This is a genomic window from Microbulbifer celer, assembly GCF_020991125.1.
Taxonomy (GTDB): Bacteria; Pseudomonadota; Gammaproteobacteria; order Pseudomonadales; family Cellvibrionaceae; genus Microbulbifer; species Microbulbifer celer.
Window position 1 is genome coordinate 3832175 of record NZ_CP087715.1, and the last position, 16859, is coordinate 3849033.

Sequence of the window (16859 nt, forward strand, 5' to 3'; positions counted from 1 at the left end):
CCTCAGAGATTCCCCAAAACCGCATCCAGCAATCCCGGAAAGCGCTTCTCGATATCTTCCCTGCGCAGAGAGTTCATATGCGTGGTCCCCACCCCGTAGGTGCACACCAGCCCGGAATCCCGCAGCACCCGAAAGTGGTGTGACATGCTCGATTTGGGCCGCCCGCCGTCCAGCTCGCCGCAGCTCGCCTCCTTGGTTTCCGCCAGCTTGCGCACTATCTCCAGGCGCACCGGGTCGCTCAGGGCGTAGAGGACACGCTCGAGTACGAAATCACTGGGGTCGGGATGCTTGAAAGGTCTCATGGGCCAAATTCTACACAAATTTGCCTTACGCCCATAGTTCCAATATTATCGAAATAACGAATCAACTGATCGATCATCCGATCAGTCAACCAACCAGGCAAGACAGGTGTATCTATGTCCGCGCTGTTCCAACCCTTTTCCCTGAAAGACGTCACCCTGCGCAACCGCATCGCGGTGCCACCCATGTGCCAGTACTCCGCCGTTGACGGGCGGGTCAATGATTGGCACCTGGCCAACTACACCGGTCAGGCCCGCGGCGGCGCAGGTCTGGTGATCGTGGAGGCCACGGCGGTGGCGCCCGAGGGGCGTATCACCCCGGCCTGTGCCGGTATCTGGAACGACGACTTGGCCCAGGCCTTTGTGCCTACCGTAGAGTCCATCAAGGCCCAGGGCGCGGTGCCGGGCATCCAGATTGCCCACGCCGGGCGCAAGGCCAGCGCCAACCGTCCCTGGGAGGGTGACGACCATATCGGCGATGAAGACCCGCGCGGCTGGCAGACCATCGCGCCCTCGGCGATTCCCTTTGGTGGGCATCTGTCGAAAGAGCCGCGGGAAATGACGGAAGAGGATATCGCCCGGGTGCAGCAGGACTTCGTGCAGGCCGCGCGCCGCGCCCGCGAGGTGGGTTTCGAGTGGCTGGAGCTGCATTTTGCCCACGGCTATCTGGCCCAGAGTTTCTTCTCCGACCACTCCAACCAGCGCAGCGATGCCTACGGCGGCAGTGCAGAAAACCGCAGCCGCTTCCTGCGCGAAACCTTTGCCGCGGTGCGCGAGGTGTGGCCGGAGAACCTGCCCCTTACAATCCGTTTCGGTGTGCTGGAATTCGATGGGCGCGACGAGCAGACCCTGAGCGAGTCCATCGACCTGGTCAAACGCCTGAAAGGCGACGGCCTGGATATGATCAGTGTGAGCATCGGTTTCAGCACGCCCGAGGCCAATATTCCCTGGGCGCCGGCGTTTATGGGGCCAATCGCGGAGCGGGTGCGCAGTGAGGCGCAGATTCCGGTATCTTCCGCCTGGGGTTTTGGAGAGCCGCAGATTGCGAATAATGCCGTGGAGCAGGGGCAGTTGGATCTGGTCATGGTGGGCAAGGCACACCTGGCCAATCCGCACTGGACCTATCAGGCGGCGCGGGAGCTGAAGGTAGATAAAGCCTCCTGGACTCTGCCCGCACCCTACGCCCACTGGCTGGAGCGCTACTAACATTACAATCAAATAGATCGTCCTGATCTATTTGATTGTCGCCCGCGAAATGCTGGAGCAGGTGCGTGAACCTGCTTGCATTTCGCGGGCTCGCGCCGGCCTACGGCCGCGGCGGCACATCCCTGTGCCGCTTTAATAACGTCTGCACGTACAAGAGAATCCGATATGCAAGCCTATTCCCTGCTCGATTTATCCCCGATCGCGGAAAACAGCGATGCGGGCCGCGCCCTGCGCAACTCCCGCGACCTGGCCCAACACGCGGAGCAGTGGGGCTACAAGCGCTTCTGGATGGCGGAGCACCATAATATGGATGGCGTGGCCAGTGCGGCCACGGCAGTGGCGCTGGGGTTTATTGCCGAGGGCACGGAAAAAATTCGCGTCGCCGCTGGCGGTGTGATGTTGCCCAATCACTCCCCCCTTGTGGTGGCCGAGCAATTTGGCACCCTGGCCGCGCTCTATCCAGATCGGGTGGACCTGGGGCTGGGGCGTGCGCCGGGCACCGACGGCGCTACCATGCGCGCGCTGCGTCGCGACCCGCTCCAGGCCGCAGACAACTTCCCCGAGGATGTGCGCGAGCTGCTTTATTTCTTCGAGCCGCAGAGGGATGGCCAGCGTGTGCGCGCAGTTCCGGGAGTGGGCCTGAAAGTGCCTGTGTGGCTGCTGGGTTCCAGCCTGTACAGCGCACAACTGGCGGCGGCGCTGGGCTTGCCTTTTGCCTTTGCCTCGCACTTCGCCCCGGCCATGCTGCAGCAGGCCCTGCATATTTACCGGGAGAATTTCACTCCCTCCCGCTATCTGGAAAAACCCTACGCCGCGGCGGGCATCAATGTTTTTGCGGCGGATAGCGACGAAGAGGGTCGGCACCTGATGACGTCCTTGCAGCAGCAGTTCCTGGCCCTGCGTCGGGGCACACCGGGCAGGCTTCAGCCACCGGTGGATAACCTGGAATCCGTCGCTTCAAAGTCGGAGCTGATGCAGGTGCAGCAGTCACTGGCGGAAACCGCGGTGGGTTCGCGGGAGACGGTGGCGGCCTGGATAGACCGTTTTCTGGAGAGAACCCCGGTGGACGAACTGATCGTCACCGGGGCCATTTACGATCATCCGGCGAGGCTGAAATCTTTCGATCTCGCCGCGCAGGTTTTGCGTGAGCGCCTGAGCTAAGAGGTTCAAACACGGTTGCAACATAACAGACCGATATTCTTAACCTAGCCGACATATCGTTACAAAAATCCCTGTTCACAATCCGACCCGGCAATTTACCGATAAAAACAGGGACCGATAATGTTGAAGACCATATGCTTACCCGGGCTCGCCCTGGGCTTGTCGCTGGTGGCGGGTGCAGCCCAAGCCAGCGACCTCATCATATCCGAATACATCGAGGGCAGCAGTAACAACAAAGCGGTGGAAATCTACAACGGCACGGGTGCCGCGGTGGACCTCTCCGCTTACAGCCTCCAGGTGTATTTCAATGGCTCCGATTCCGCCGGGGCCAATATGCCCCTCAGCGGCAGCCTCGCCGATGGCGATGTTTATGTGCTAGCCCACTCCAGCGCCGTACCGGAAATACTCGCTGTGGCGGATCAGCTTTACGGCGGGGGACTTTTCAATGGAGACGACGCGGTCGCCCTCGTCGGCCCGATCGGATACGTGGATGTGATCGGCCAGATAGGCACAGACCCGGGTAGCCAGTGGGGCAACGCCAGCATCGGTACCCAGAACCAGACGCTGCGCCGCAATGGCGATGTGACGCAAGGGCGCAGCGACGGTAGTACGGCCTTCGATCCCTCCATCGAATGGACCAGCTTCGGGCAGGATAACTTCGAGGATATCGGCCTCTATAACGGCAGTCCCGGTGACGGCAATGGAGACGGCGGAGATGAAGGCGGCGAAGATGAAGTCGTCGAGTTGGGTCAGTGCGGCGACGCCGCCACCCTGATCAGCGCAGTACAGGGCAGTGCCTCCGCCAGCCCTGTGGCCGGGGAGCGCGTGGAAATCGAAGCGGTGGTTACAGCCGATTTCCGGGACTCCGAAAACGGCCTCTCCGGTTTCTTTGTGCAGGAAGAAGACGGCGACCAGGACGGCCAGGACATCACCTCCGAAGGCCTGTTTGTGTACGACAATGGCTTCGACGTGGATGTGCAACCGGGAGATCTGGTGCGCGTCGGCGGCGTAGTGAGCGAATACTACGATTTCACCGAGCTCACAGAAATTGACGGCATCGCAGTATGTGGCAGTGGTTACAGCGTCAGCCCCGCACAGGTGAGCCTGCCATTCACCGACGCCGCTGAGGCCGAACGCTACGAGGGCATGCTGGCCGAGTTCGTGCAGACACTCACCGTCAGCGAGAACTACAGCCTCGGTCGCTACGGCGAACTGGTGCTCTCTTCCGGGCGCCTGTTTACCCCCACCAATATCGTGGAACCCGGCCCCGCCGCCCAGGCGCAACAGGCCGCCAACGATCTCAACCGACTGGTGCTCGACGACGGCTCCACCCGCCAGAACCCGGACCCCATTCCCTATCCGGCCCCGGGCCTCAGCGCGGAAAACAGCCTGCGCACTGGCGCCACCCTGGCCGGACTGCGTGGCGTGATCGGCTACAGCTTTGGCGCCTACCGGGTGCATCCGGTGGAAGAACCGCAATTCGCCGATACCAATCCGCGCAGCGCCGCGCCAGAACTACCCGGTGAGGGCAGCCTGCGCGTGGCCAGCTTCAATGTCTTGAACTATTTCAACGGCGATGGCGCCGGTAATGGTTTCCCCACTCCCCGCGGCGCAGACACCTTTGAAGAGTTCCAGCGCCAGCGCGATAAAACCATCAACGCCATCCTCGCAACCGGTGCGGATGTTGTCGGCCTGATGGAAATGGAAAATGATGGCTACGGCCCCGACAGCGCCATCGCGGATCTGGTGGAAGGTCTCAATACCGCCGCCGGCAGCGAAGTATTCCAGTTCGTCGACCCGGGTCAGGAACAGGTGGGCACCGATGCCATCGCCGTGGGTATCCTCTACCGCAGTGACAGCGTGGAACCCCTGGGCAGCGCCGCCACCATCGAAGGCTATCCCTTCGATTACGGCAACCGCCCGCCACTGCTGCAGGCCTTTACTGAAATCGCCAGCGGCGAAAGCTTCGCCGTCGCGGTCAACCACTTCCGCGCCAAGGGCAGCTGCCCCAACGACGGCAGCCTCAACGCTGACCTGGACGACGGCCAGGGCTGCTGGAACCAGACTCGTGTGGAAGCGGCACAGACCCTGATCGACTGGCTCGCCAGTGACCCTGCCGGCACCGGTGTTGAACGCACCCTGATCATCGGTGACCTCAACAGCTACGCCCGCGAAAACCCCATCACCACCCTCGCAGACGCCGGCTACGCCAATATGCTGGGACAGTTCCAGGGGGAAGATACCTACGGCTATGTCTACCAGGGCCAGGCCGGCTACCTGGATCACGCCCTCGCCAGCGCCGCCCTGGCGCCGCAGGTAACCGGCGCTACCATCTGGCATATCAACGCCGACGAGCCTCCGGTGCTGGATTACAACACCGAGTACAAGAGCGCGGGGCAGCTGGAATCCCTCTACAGCGCCAGTGCTTATCGCGCCTCGGATCACGATCCGGTGCTGGTGGAGCTGCAACTGGCATCTGAGGAGCCGGAACAGCCCGGCAATGGTGGCGGAAATGGCAATGGTGATGGCAATGGCCATAAAGAGAAGTGGCACTTTCTCGAAAAAATCAGATTGATATTCGAGTGGCTCTGGTCGCGCTGGTTCTGACCTGGCCTGATCGAAAACTCCTTAATAAGCGGGCTCTCTATGGGCCCTTTTTTTTATGTGGGAGATTTCTCCGCAGCTTGCTAGACACCTTCCCGCTGACGACTACTGTGTACTAGAGCAGAACCAAAACCGTCTCTGAGGTAAGGAAACCTTGTTAGAGCAATTAGACGCCGTGTTGCTGGCGCGTGTGCAGTTTGCATTTACCGTGTCGTTCCATTTCGTTTTTCCCGCCTTTTCCATCGGACTCGCGAGTTACCTGATGGTGCTCGAGGGATTGTGGCTGAAAACCGGGCGTGGCGTATATGCCAACCTTTACCGCTACTGGCTCAAAATCTTTGCCGTGGGATTTGGTATGGGTGTGGTTTCCGGGATCGTCTTGTCGTACCAGTTCGGTACCAACTGGTCGGTCTTTTCCACCAAGGCGGGGCCGATTATCGGGCCGCTGATGGGGTATGAGGTCATCACCGCATTCTTTCTGGAGGCGGGCTTTCTCGGTGTGATGCTGTTTGGTATCAACAAGGTGGGCAAGCGCCTGCATTTTTTTGCCACCTGCATGGTGGCCATTGGCACCTTTGTTTCCGCGTTCTGGATCCTGTCGGTGAACTCCTGGATGCAGACGCCGGTGGGGTATGAAATCAATGAACAGGGGCAGTTCATTGTCGGCAGTTCCTGGTGGGATGTGATCTTTAGTCCCAGTTTCCCCTATCGTCTGGTGCACACGGTGACGGCGGCGTATCTGACGACCGCATTCGCCGTGGGTGGTGTCGGTGCCTGGCATCTGCTCAAAGACCGCAACAATGTCGGTGCGCGCAAGATGTTTTCCATGGCGATGTGGATGGCGGTGATTGTGACGCCGGTACAGATCATCGCCGGCGATATGCACGGATTGAATACCCTGGAGCATCAGCCGGTGAAAGTCCTGGCTATGGAGGGCGACTTTGATCCCAGCCCGGATGGCGCGCCGTTGATATTGTTCGGTATACCGGATCAGGAAGCGGCAAAGGTGCACTACAAGGTGGCAATCCCCAAGCTGGGCTCGCTGATTCTAAAGCACGACCCCAATGCGCCCCTGCCCGGCCTGACGGATTACCCTCGGGAGGAGTGGCCTCCGGTAGCGGTGGTGTTCTGGTCCTTCCGCATTATGGTGGCGATCGGTATTGCCATGCTGGCGCTGGGGATTTGGAGTCTGATCGCACGGCGTGGCAAACGGCTGTACCAGTCGCGACCGCTGCACCGGGCTGCGGTGATGATGGGGCCGGCGGGATTTGTGGCGGTGATCGCGGGCTGGGTCACCACGGAAGTGGGACGTCAGCCGTATACGGTTTACGGACTGCTGAAAACCGCCGAATCCGCCTCGCCGCTGGATGCCCCCGCGGTGGCGGTATCATTGATCGCGTTTATCGTGGTGTACTCCGCTGTATTCGGTATGGGGGTTTACTACCTGCTTCGCCTGATGGCGAACCCTCCCAATCCCGGAGAGAGTGGGCTGCCCAATGTTCCGTCGCACGCCGCGGGGATTACGCCGGCATCCAGCCTGGACGTCGCTGCACCGCAACACGATGGAGGCGCCCATGGGAAGTCTTGATCTACCGCTGATTTGGGCGGGGCTTATCTGCTTCGCAATTTTTGCCTACGTCGTGCTGGATGGCTTTGACCTGGGCATCGGGATCCTGTCGCCGGTGCTGTCTCCGGGAGAGGAGCGGGACCAGGCGATCAATTCCGTTGCGCCGTTCTGGGATGGCAATGAAACCTGGCTGGTCATGGGTGGCGGCGGCCTGCTGGCAGTGTTTCCCCTTGCGTATGCCATCATCCTGCCGGCCACTTACCCGTTGATGATCGCCATGTTGCTAGGTCTCGTGTTCCGCGGTGCCGCGTTCGAGTTCCGCTGGCGGGATCCACGGCACCAGCCCCTGTGGGATCTGGTCATCACGGTGGGCTCAACGGTGGCTGCCCTCGCCCAGGGCATTACGATTGGCGCGATACTGCAGGGGATCGTGGTGGAGAACAATGCCTACGCGGGCGGTTGGCTCGACTGGTTGAGCCCTTTCAGTGTGCTTACCGGTGTCGCTGTGACCATCGGATATGCGTTGTTGGGAGCCACCTGGTTGATTCTGAAAACCGAAGGGGGGTGTCAGCGGCATGCCCACCGACTGGCATTTCGCCTTGGGATTGCCACGGTTGTCATGATGGCGGCGGTGAGCGCGGCGACGCCTTTCCTCAGTTACGACTACTGGACCCGTTGGTTTGCGATGCCCCAGGTGCTGCTTACTGCACAGGTGCCTCTTCTGGTGGCAATCTGTACCGGGCTCTTTTTCTGGAGCCTGAGAAAGGGCAATGAATTACTGCCTTTCCTGATGGCCCTGGCGTTGTTCCTGCTCGGCTTTGTCGGTCTGTGTATCAGCATTTACCCCTATATGGTGCCGCGTTCGATCACCCTGTGGGATGCTGCGGCGCCGTACAACAGCCAGTTGTTCCTGCTGGTGGGAGCTGTTTTCATTATTCCGGTCATTCTGGGATACACCGGCTGGGCCTATTGGGTGTTCCGGGGCAAGGTGGGTACGGAGGGGTATCACTGATGAGAATTGAAACCACGACGTGGAAGCGCCTCGGTTGGATGGTCGCTATCTGGATAGCGAGTGTCATGGCACTCGGCAGTGTTTCACTGTTGTTGAAGTGGTGGCTCACAGGCTAGCGAGCTGCCAGTAGCGAAGCGAGGCGAGCTGAAATCTGCACTCAGTTCAATAAACCCTTCATCGGTGATGCCGGCAATCTTTCCGTAGTTGGAATGGTGTGCGCGCTCCAGCTGCCTGTCGTCTGATGATTGGCGTCAAAATAAACACCAACACGGCCCGCTCACTGGTTCTGGCGCAATAATTGTGGTTTTCTGGCAGACAAACTGGATTGGCCGGAATACAGAATGCGCGAATCGCTCTTTTCGAGAAATTACTTCCCGTTTGCACTGGTTGCGGTGCTTGCCGGTTGCGGAGGGGGCGGTGGCAACAGCTCCGGTGTCGGTAGCGAACAGGTCGTTGAACCGCCACCACCGGCGTCTGAATTTACTGCGACGCCGCAGCAACTGCGCCAGCGGGTCGCCATTGAACGTGTACCGGCGACTATTTCCCGCGAGAACACCCCCCTGCTCTCTGGCACCTTCTTTGAATTCTATGGGCTGGCGCAGGAGCTCTATTACACGTATCTGCGCAAATCCGACTGGGGTTTCAACCCCCTCGATGTCCGCAATGGCGTATTTGACTGCCGCCACGGCGGCACTGTGGAGTTGCGCTTTTCCGCCGGCGACACGGTGCTATCGGCATTTTATTCCGACTGTGTAGAGAACCTGCCGGGTATTGATGGGTACACCACCCTTTCCGGTGCCGAGCGCCAGAGCGTTCTGGTGGATAAATCCGGTGAGTACCTGGTGCGCCAAGAGTACGACAGCTATCGCGTAGCCGTGGCGGGCGACAGCCTGACCATGGATGGTGTTATCGAGGTGACCGATTCCAGTGTCGACCTTCGCGCTGGCGATATACGGATGGATCTCTCTCTCAGCGACAGCAGCGGCTTCAATATACGTGCGCAAGACCTGCACTTCGACCTGTACCGGAACGATTACCGGGTGTATTTCGACAATGCGGTGGAAGCACTGTCCGGCACTCTGGCCTTCCCCGGTGGCAGTGCGGTGGTGACCGGTGGTGTGGCAGATCCGGAAGATCCACTGGAAATCTATTTTGCCGGTGCCACGGAAGCCAGCGCCAGCGCGCTGGTGGGAGGGTATTATTCCGATAGCCTGAACGTGACACTGGGGTTTGACGGCGATGGCAATGGCCTACGGGACCAGACACTGTTCGCCCGCTTCGATGAATTCGAGGGGGAGGACTACGGTAGGGGGAACTTTGCTACCCCCCTCGCGCGCGGCAGTACTCTGCACCCGCAAAATGATGTGGCACAACAGGGGCACAACCGTGCCGCATTTGATGTGGCCCCGCTATTTCGCGATCCGGGTGCCAACCTGCTCGATTTCACCCTGACACTGGTCAGCGTCGAGGAAGTACAGGGTGAAGAGCTCTCCGATGCGCGCACCGAACTCGATGAGCCGGCAGAATATCAGCTAGAACAACGCCATGCCGGCAGCTACCTGCTCACTTCAGAAATCCAGAGCCCGTTGGTGGTGTATCGCTTTGAAGTGACGGCACAAAACGGCCACGGGGAGGCCAGCACCGAGCCACAAGTGGTGGAAGTGCCGGTCTACCGGGATCACGATGACGATGGTAAGCCGGATGTCTCCGATGGGGATATTGATGGAGACGGGGTGGACAACTATCTCGACCTCTGGCCAGAGGATCCCGAAGAGTGGGAAGACACCGACAGCGACGGCATCGGCAATAATGCCGATATCGACGATGACAACGACGGCGTTGCTGATGTGGATGACGCGCAACCCCTGGACTTCCTGTGCAGCATTGAAAGCGATACCAATGGCGAGGTGTGCCTCCAGCGCATATTGCTGCCAAGTTCCAACCCGGAGTACTGGAACGCGATTCGCGGACCGGAGTATGTCACCTATTTCAATAGCAGGATTACTGCGGAATCCTGGGGCTTTTTTCTGGCAGCGGACGGCGTTCTCTATTACTGGGAAGCCAGTCACGGAGAGCTGCAGCGCTGGGATACCAATACCGGCCATTTTCTGCAACCTCTGGAACTGAATGATGACTATTTCAGTGAAGGTTTTTTCTATGCAGACAACCGGCTGGTGATGGCGCCGTCGCAAAACACTGGCTACGTAATCTACGACACGCTGCGGGGAACGCAGGGGGTCAGCAGGTTTGACCTGGGCGGGGTGTTTGAGGAATCGATTTTTCTGGAGGGCGACCAGATTACCGCGCTGGGATTTGAAAATATGCGCTCGCTCGGGGTCCGCGATCAATCGGAATCCGCACTGGTTCTGGAATCTATTGAAGCGCACACCGAGGAGTATGTGGCCGTTGACCTTGATGGTGAGGTGCTCGACCGCCACACCAGCGAGATCCCGGAAGAATATGTTGACCTCGGCGGCGACATCACCTTCCGCACCAGTGCACTGGCCCCATTCTGTACCTGGGGCATGTACTTTGATGGGGAGACCGGCACGTTCACCGATATCGGCAGTGGCGACCCGGCCAGCGACCCCTGTACCAGCACATTTATCGATACAGGTGTCTGGCCGAGTGTGTCTGCAGATGGTGTGATCGCCCTGACCACTAAGGGAATTATCGATAGAAACCAGAATGTGGTGGTAGAAATTCCACACATGTCACCGATCAACACCGTCTGGAAGGGACAGGAGCTCTACCGGCTGACGGAAGAAGATCAACGCATCACACGCTTTTCTACCGACGGTACAGAGCTGGGATATATGCCCATTCCCGAAGGTTATCGTCACAGCCTGTTAAGCGCCGGGGAGTATCTGGTGTATATCGGTATCAGTATTGATGATGGACATGTACGGATACTGCGCTACGAGGAACAATAATCCAGGTTGCTACCTGCCCCGTTTGCCGCTGATGCGCGGGGCAGGCTTGAGTTGCGGCTATTTTTATTGGTTTGCCAGCGTCAACTCCGCGACCTCCACTTTCTCCGTTCTACTGGCGCCGCGCCCCAGCACTTTCGCAATCCACACACAAACCCCCGCACTGATCAGCAGCGCCGTCTGCATGCCAATCACCTGATGGAATCCGTTCTGCCACAGTTCGCCCATACGTGATCCGAACATGACCCAGTCGGCGATAACCGTGGCTACCAACAGCCCCGCAGTGGCCCACAGGGCAAGCCGCAGGAAGTGACGCTTGTGCGGAATGAAGAACGCCGTCGCTACCGTCAGCGCCAGCAGGGCACCAAAGCTGTAGGCAATCCAGTCTCCGCGGGCGGCGAGGCCGAGCGGCAGAATACGTTCCAGCAGGAAACCACCGGCAGTTGCCAGCACCACGCCGGCGCAGCCACCGAGAGTCAGGTTGGCCACCAGACTGATAGCGCGCGGACTGACGTTTTTCTGCAACGCGCGTTTATCCAGCCACAGCAGGTTCCCCACCACAATCATGCCGGCTACAGCCAGCCCCAGTAGCAGGTAGAGGATGCGCAGGTCGACACCGGCGAAGTTGCCGAAGTGCAGGCTGGCAATGACATCGAGGCCACTGCGTACGGCGTTGACGTGTTCGCTGTCGGCCCGGCTTACCAGGCTAGCATCGCTGACCCTGTAAAAACGCTCGATACGCTGGGCGAAACGGCTCTCGTCGGTGGCATAGGTCTGCAGTACCGCATTTTCATCACCGTAGTTATAAAAGCGCAGCATAGTCACTGGGGCGCCGGTTTCCTGCTCCAGGGTGCGCACATAGTCGAACGCCGGCTGCATATCCAGAGGTTTGCCCGCGGGTTTTTCGCTGATGATGGTGTAACCGGCATCTTCCAACATCGCATTCTGATCACCGTCGTACAGGAATACAGCAAAGGCGATTTGATATATCAGGGAGATATTGAAGATGACACCGGTGATCGCATACATCAGTCCGAACGGCAGGCTCATCACCCCGATCACATTGTGCATATCGAGCTTTTTATTGCGCTTGCTCTCGCTGCGGTAGAGGAAGAAATTAGCGATCAGTTTGCGTGCATGGATATAAACACCGGTAAACATCAGTACCAGAAAAATCAGTGTCACTACACCTACAAGGTACATACCGCCGGGCAGGCGCAGATCGTAGTGCAAATGCAGCAGAAAATCCGCGAGATAAAAGTCGTCCAGATCCGCCAGGGTCTCGCCGGTCTTGGGATGCACCAGTAACCTGGCTACCTGCTCGGGTCCCTCGTAACCCTCTTCCGGCAACAGGTCGATATACAGCTGGTGATATGGGTGGTGATCGTCTGCACGCACGATGGTGAGATGTTCCTCATTGTTCAGGCGGTGCTCTGTTAGCTTCTGCGTCACGATGTTTTCGATTGGCAGATCCGGTGCGCTTTTATCGATGGCGAAGTGTGGTGCCTGTGCCCAGGCCTGGATCTCGTGATGGAACAGCACCACGGAACCCGCCCAGAACACGATAAACAGCGCCACTGAGATGATCACGCCGAGCCAGCTGTGGGCTTCGATCAGGTTCTTGATACCGGCGTTTTTTTCACTCATGGGTTATCTCTTATTGGTCTTTACACGTTTGCCCTGGCACAGGGAAATAATCAGATGCCGGTCACCAGCACCACGCCGTTTACCGCGACGGAAACCGCCAGAAGCTTGAGGCAGTTCAGGCTGGCGCGTTTTGCGGAGCTCGCGTAGTAGCAGTAGGTCATTACCGCGGCCCACAGCACAAACGCCAGCAAAAGCCCGCTAAGTAAACGTGTGTCGACATCCAGCGGAAGCAGTTTCAGGTTCAGTGCCAGGCTGGTGGAGATGAGAAGTCCGAGGAAAAACCCCGCAAGCGTCTTGGGCCACATTTATCCGGTCACCATAATCAGGGAGAAAAGAACCAGGCCCATGGAACCCACCAGAAGCGGTCGCCCGGTCATATGCGCCGAGACCAGCACCAGGCCGATCCACACGCTCATGACCAGGGTCAGCACCAGCAATGCCGCGGAAAAGGGTGGGTAAATCCCGGCAAGAATGACCCACGCGAGCATCTGCACAGCGGCGAACAGTCCCCATGCCGGCTTGCGGGCAAACGGTTTTGCCAACAGTCGCTGGCGGCTGGAGGCCAAGTAGGTCAGCAGGCAGCCACCGAAGATCAGTGCTCCGGCAAGTCCTTTCAAAAGCTGTATTTCCATTATTTACGCACTTTTGTTGATTCTGATAATGGTTATCATTTGATTTCGCAAATGATACCATCCTGCCGCTTATCTCCCCAACAGCCTGTAGAAAAAACTTCGAACGTCCGCCAATTATCGTGAAGCGCACGCGCACGATGCGAGAGACGTGTTAACAACCGATAAGAATAGGCCGGTGTTGTTGGGCTCATTGGGTTTCTAATTTTTGGCTAAATGCTAATGGAGCAAACAATGTCAGCAAGGAATTTCACCTGGCACCCACTGTGCCGCGCCATTGCCCTGGGGTCGGGTATCGCACTTTCCGCAACCACTTTCGCTCAGGCTGAAGATCAAAACCGGACCGGTCTGGAAGAAGTCATGGTGGTCGGCCAGAAAACCGAGCGCTCGCTGCAGGACACGGTCACCAGTGTAAAGGTGGTGACCGCGAAGGAGTTTAAAGAGCAGAATATCAATGGCATGTACGATGTATTGGAGCGCACGCCAAATGTCAGCGGTGACACCACCGGTTTCAATATCCGCGGCATTGACTCATTCAGCGTATCCGGCGGCGGAAACAGCTTCCTTGCCAGCGTCTATACAGATGGCGCTCCCCTGCCCTACCGCGCCATCCAACAGGGCGGCTTCTCCACTTGGGATGTGCAGCAGGTGGAAGTGCTGCGCGGACCCCAGTCCACTCTTCAGGGCCGCAACGCACTGGCCGGTGCCATCGTCATGCACACCATCGATCCCTCCTACGAGTGGGATTTCCGTGGCCGACTGGGGCTGGGAGAGGAGGGCCGTGAAGAAAAAGCGGTGGCTTTCGGCGGCGGTCTGATCGAGGATCAACTGGCGGTGCGTGTGGCCGCTGAGCGGCGGGATTTTGACGGCTATATCCGCAACGTTACACGCGATGAGAACAGTGATTTCGAACAGGACGAGACGCTGCGGATCAAGGTGCTGGCGGAGCCGGATGCGCTGCCCGACCTGCGCGCCATGCTGACCGTGACCCAATCGGAGAGCGATTACGGTGTCGACTGGATCAACGCCGGCGCCGAAGATCCATTCGAAAACCCGCAGACCGATTTCAATGACCCTACCCGCGAATTCACCGATACCGATATGGCGGTACTGACGTTGGAATACGATCTCGGGCCCCACTGGAACCTGACTTCCAACTCCGCCTACAGTGATGTGAAATACGGCTACGAATGGGATGGCGACGCCACCCCGACGCCGGGCAATATCCTGGTGAATGATCGCGCTGACGAAACACTGAGCCAGGAACTTCTGTTGAACTTCGATTACCAGCGGCTTACTGGCGTGATTGGCGCGTATTACTCGGACCTGGAGGTCAACGAATACCGCGGCGGTCAGCAGGACATTACTTTCGCGCGACTGGGCGTGCCGACGCTGCTGGTAGCGCCGCCGGAGATGGGCGGTCTCGGTCTGAGCCAGGCCCAGGCTGAGGCGGTGCTGATACTCTATGAAGATTTCGATCCAGTAATCATTGTCGACGACACCACCTCCTATCAGGCCGTCAGCACCGCGGCGCTGTTTGGTGACCTCACCTATTCTCCCACGGAACAGCTGGATCTGTTCGCGGGCCTGCGCTACGACCGGGAGCGCCAGGAAAACGCTGCCGACTCCTCGATCGGCATCGTCAACCTCCACGCCATGCCGGACCCGGCCAACCCGGCCTTCGATCCGATGACCGCCGCGCTCGTCACCGGGATTAATGCGAGATTGTTGGGACTGGCGGAACAGGCCTCCGGCAACGAGCCGCTGGTGGACGAGGACTTCGAGGCGCTGTTGCCCAAGGCCGGTGCCAACTGGCACTGGAACGAAGATATTTCCACTAGCTTCACCGTGCAGAAGGGTTACCGTTCCGGTGGCGTGGGCACCAATATCGGCCGCGCCAGGACCTACAGCTACGATCCGGAATATATTTGGAATTACGAACTGTCGTTGCGCTCCCTGTGGATGGACGGGCGCCTGGCGGCCAATGCCAACCTCTTCTATCTCGACTGGAAGGACCAGCAGGTGAGCGTGCTGCTGTCTGGCAACCGCTACGATCGCGAGACAGTCAACTCCGGCAGTTCCCGGGTCAGGGGTATGGAGGTGGAGCTGTTTTTCCAGGCTGACGAACACTGGAGTGGCTACGCCGGCCTGGGCTACAGTGACACCGAATTCAAGGAGTTCCAGTTGGAGAGCTACGATCTGTCCGGCCGTGAGTTTGTCGGCGCGCCCGGCGCCACTGCCAACCTGGGAGTGACCTATCGCAACGGCGGCCTGATTGTGAACGCGAACGTGAATCACCAGGGTGACGCGCTGACCCTGGCGAACCCCTACACCGCCGGTCTGGCCGAAGACGATCCCCGCTTTGACCCGCACAATGATGAGCGCACCCTGGTGAATCTGCGTGCCGGCTACGAGTGGGACAGGTTCGGCGCCTTCCTTACCGTCAGCAATCTACTCGACGAGGAATATATCGTCAGCGCGGATACCGGCTACGGCTCCATGGAGCTGGGCCAGCCCCGTCTGGCCACCCTGCGTGTGGAAGCGAACTTCTAGATCGATGCCCGCAGTCTGAAAAGCCCGATAGGAGAAATCCTGTCGGGTTTTTTTGTGCATCCAGAGCTCCAATCGGCGCGTATCTATGGGCGGCAGCAATGGACTGTCGAGACTATTGTTTCATCTAACTACTGACACACAATGTACTTGATCGCGGTATAGCCGCTGGGGGCGTAAATGCGAACCCGCATGAAAATCTGTTCTCTATTGGCCGGTTTCGTAATGACTGCTTGCACCGGTGTGCCGGAAGGCATTGATCCCGTCGAAGACTTTCAGCTTAACCGCTACCTGGGCAAGTGGTACGAAATCGCGCGCCTGGATCACTCCTTCGAACGCGGCCTGAGTCACGTGACCGCGGAATACAGTCTGCGGGAAGACGGCCGTGTGCGGGTCATCAATCGCGGCTATTCTGCGGAAACAGGCGAGTGGGACGAAGCTGAGGGCAAGGCACTGTTTGTGGGGGACCAGAATGTGGGCCACCTGAAAGTGTCCTTTTTCGGACCCTTTTACGGATCCTACGTCATTTTCGAGCTGGATGACGATTATCAGTACGCCATGGTGGCCGGGCCGGATCGTTCCTATTTGTGGCTGCTGGCCCGGAGCCCGCAGGTGGATTCGAAACTGCGACAGTGGTTTCTGGCGCGGGCTGACGAGTTGGGTTTTGATACCGGAAAGATCCTGTTTGTAGAACAGAAAAACCCACCAGTTCCCGAATCCTCCTAGCGCGTTTTTCTATACTCCCTGTATCCGGTTTTTCACAGGGTGTGCGTGGCGTGACATTCATTCGTCGCAGGCAATTTCTTCGCTGTCAGCTGTTGGTGGGTGGCGGGTTACTGGCAGGGCCGATTTTGCCTGTTCAGGCACAACAGCCCGAGGTGAAAAATGCCGGGCAGCGCCTTGGCAAGTTTTTCACGCTGTCGCAAAACCTGCTGGCACCGCTGCCCATTCATACCCAATTGGATAAGCGGGTCGCCGCTCGCCTGCTGGTGATCCTCAACCGCAAATACCCCGACTTTCCGCAACAGCTGGACAAGATCAGCAAAAACCCCAGCGCAGCCGAGCAGCGGTTGCCGATTGCCCGGCACATAATCCGTGCCTGGTATACCGGGGTGATCGACGGCCAGCTGGTGACTTTCGAGCGCGCGCTGATGTATCGCATCGTGTCCGATGTACTGCCCGTACGCACCTACTGTGACGGCCGCCCGGGGGATTGGGCGAGCCTGCCGCAACCGGCCAACCGGGGAGTCTAGG

General features: G+C 58.8%; 14 protein-coding genes. 10 read left to right on the forward strand and 4 right to left on the reverse strand.

The window, feature by feature from the left end; translation table 11 throughout:
- Positions 1–2 precede the first annotated feature (2 nt).
- Positions 3–302, reverse strand: a complete 300-nt coding sequence (locus LPW13_RS15930) for an ArsR/SmtB family transcription factor (protein ID WP_230436927.1) — start codon at positions 300–302, stop codon at positions 3–5.
- A gap of 114 nt (positions 303–416) precedes the next feature.
- On the opposite strand from LPW13_RS15930, the gene LPW13_RS15935 reads away from it, so the two are divergent.
- The 7 genes from LPW13_RS15935 to LPW13_RS15965 all read left to right on the forward strand — a co-directional run bounded on the left by LPW13_RS15935 (position 417) and on the right by LPW13_RS15965 (position 10782).
- Positions 417–1505: an NADH:flavin oxidoreductase/NADH oxidase gene (locus LPW13_RS15935; RefSeq protein ID WP_230436929.1), complete on the forward strand. Its 1089-nt coding sequence runs from the start codon at positions 417–419 to the stop codon at positions 1503–1505.
- 165 nt (positions 1506–1670) lie between these two features.
- Positions 1671–2666 (forward strand): LLM class flavin-dependent oxidoreductase, encoded by a 996-nt coding sequence (locus tag LPW13_RS15940; RefSeq protein ID WP_230436931.1) that lies wholly within the window; start codon positions 1671–1673, stop codon positions 2664–2666.
- 120 nt (positions 2667–2786) lie between these two features.
- Positions 2787–5273, forward strand: a complete 2487-nt coding sequence (locus tag LPW13_RS15945; protein WP_230436933.1) for an ExeM/NucH family extracellular endonuclease — start codon at positions 2787–2789, stop codon at positions 5271–5273.
- 151 nt (positions 5274–5424) lie between these two features.
- Entirely contained in the window at positions 5425–6858 is a 1434-nt protein-coding gene (locus LPW13_RS15950) for a cytochrome ubiquinol oxidase subunit I (RefSeq protein ID WP_230436935.1), read from the forward strand.
- Positions 6845–7849 (forward strand): cytochrome d ubiquinol oxidase subunit II, encoded by a 1005-nt coding sequence (gene cydB, locus LPW13_RS15955; RefSeq protein ID WP_230436936.1) that lies wholly within the window; start codon positions 6845–6847, stop codon positions 7847–7849. The genes LPW13_RS15950 and cydB overlap by 14 nt, the downstream gene beginning before the upstream one ends.
- A complete protein-coding gene (locus LPW13_RS15960; RefSeq protein WP_230436938.1) occupies positions 7849–7965 on the forward strand; it encodes a DUF2474 family protein in 117 nt (38 codons plus the stop codon). The genes cydB and LPW13_RS15960 overlap by 1 nt, the downstream gene beginning before the upstream one ends.
- 225 nt (positions 7966–8190) lie before the next feature.
- Positions 8191–10782: a hypothetical protein gene (locus LPW13_RS15965; RefSeq protein WP_230436940.1), complete on the forward strand. Its 2592-nt coding sequence runs from the start codon at positions 8191–8193 to the stop codon at positions 10780–10782.
- 63 nt (positions 10783–10845) lie between these two features.
- Here the strand turns inward: LPW13_RS15965 and LPW13_RS15970 are convergent, their stop codons facing one another.
- Genes LPW13_RS15970 through LPW13_RS15980 form a run of 3 tightly spaced genes read right to left on the reverse strand, consistent with a single transcriptional unit; the run spans position 10846 to position 13058 of the window.
- The gene (locus LPW13_RS15970) at positions 10846–12426 is read right to left on the reverse strand and encodes a PepSY-associated TM helix domain-containing protein (protein WP_230436942.1); all 1581 of its coding nucleotides are present in this window, start codon (positions 12424–12426) and stop codon (positions 10846–10848) included.
- A gap of 50 nt (positions 12427–12476) precedes the next feature.
- A complete protein-coding gene (locus LPW13_RS15975; protein WP_230436943.1) occupies positions 12477–12731 on the reverse strand; it encodes a hypothetical protein in 255 nt (84 codons plus the stop codon).
- The gene (locus LPW13_RS15980; RefSeq protein ID WP_230436945.1) at positions 12732–13058 is read right to left on the reverse strand and encodes a hypothetical protein; all 327 of its coding nucleotides are present in this window, start codon (positions 13056–13058) and stop codon (positions 12732–12734) included. It abuts the gene before it with no gap.
- A gap of 231 nt (positions 13059–13289) precedes the next feature.
- Between LPW13_RS15980 and LPW13_RS15985 the strand changes: the two genes are divergently transcribed.
- From LPW13_RS15985 to LPW13_RS15995, 3 genes are all read left to right on the forward strand, one after another.
- Positions 13290–15608 (forward strand): TonB-dependent receptor, encoded by a 2319-nt coding sequence (locus tag LPW13_RS15985; RefSeq protein ID WP_230436947.1) that lies wholly within the window; start codon positions 13290–13292, stop codon positions 15606–15608.
- 222 nt (positions 15609–15830) lie between these two features.
- Entirely contained in the window at positions 15831–16331 is a 501-nt protein-coding gene (locus LPW13_RS15990) for a lipocalin family protein (protein ID WP_277610963.1), read from the forward strand.
- A gap of 50 nt (positions 16332–16381) precedes the next feature.
- On the forward strand, positions 16382–16858 hold the full coding sequence (locus tag LPW13_RS15995; protein ID WP_230436951.1) for a sorbitol dehydrogenase family protein: 477 nt from the start codon (positions 16382–16384) through the stop codon (positions 16856–16858).
- Position 16859 lies beyond the last annotated feature (1 nt).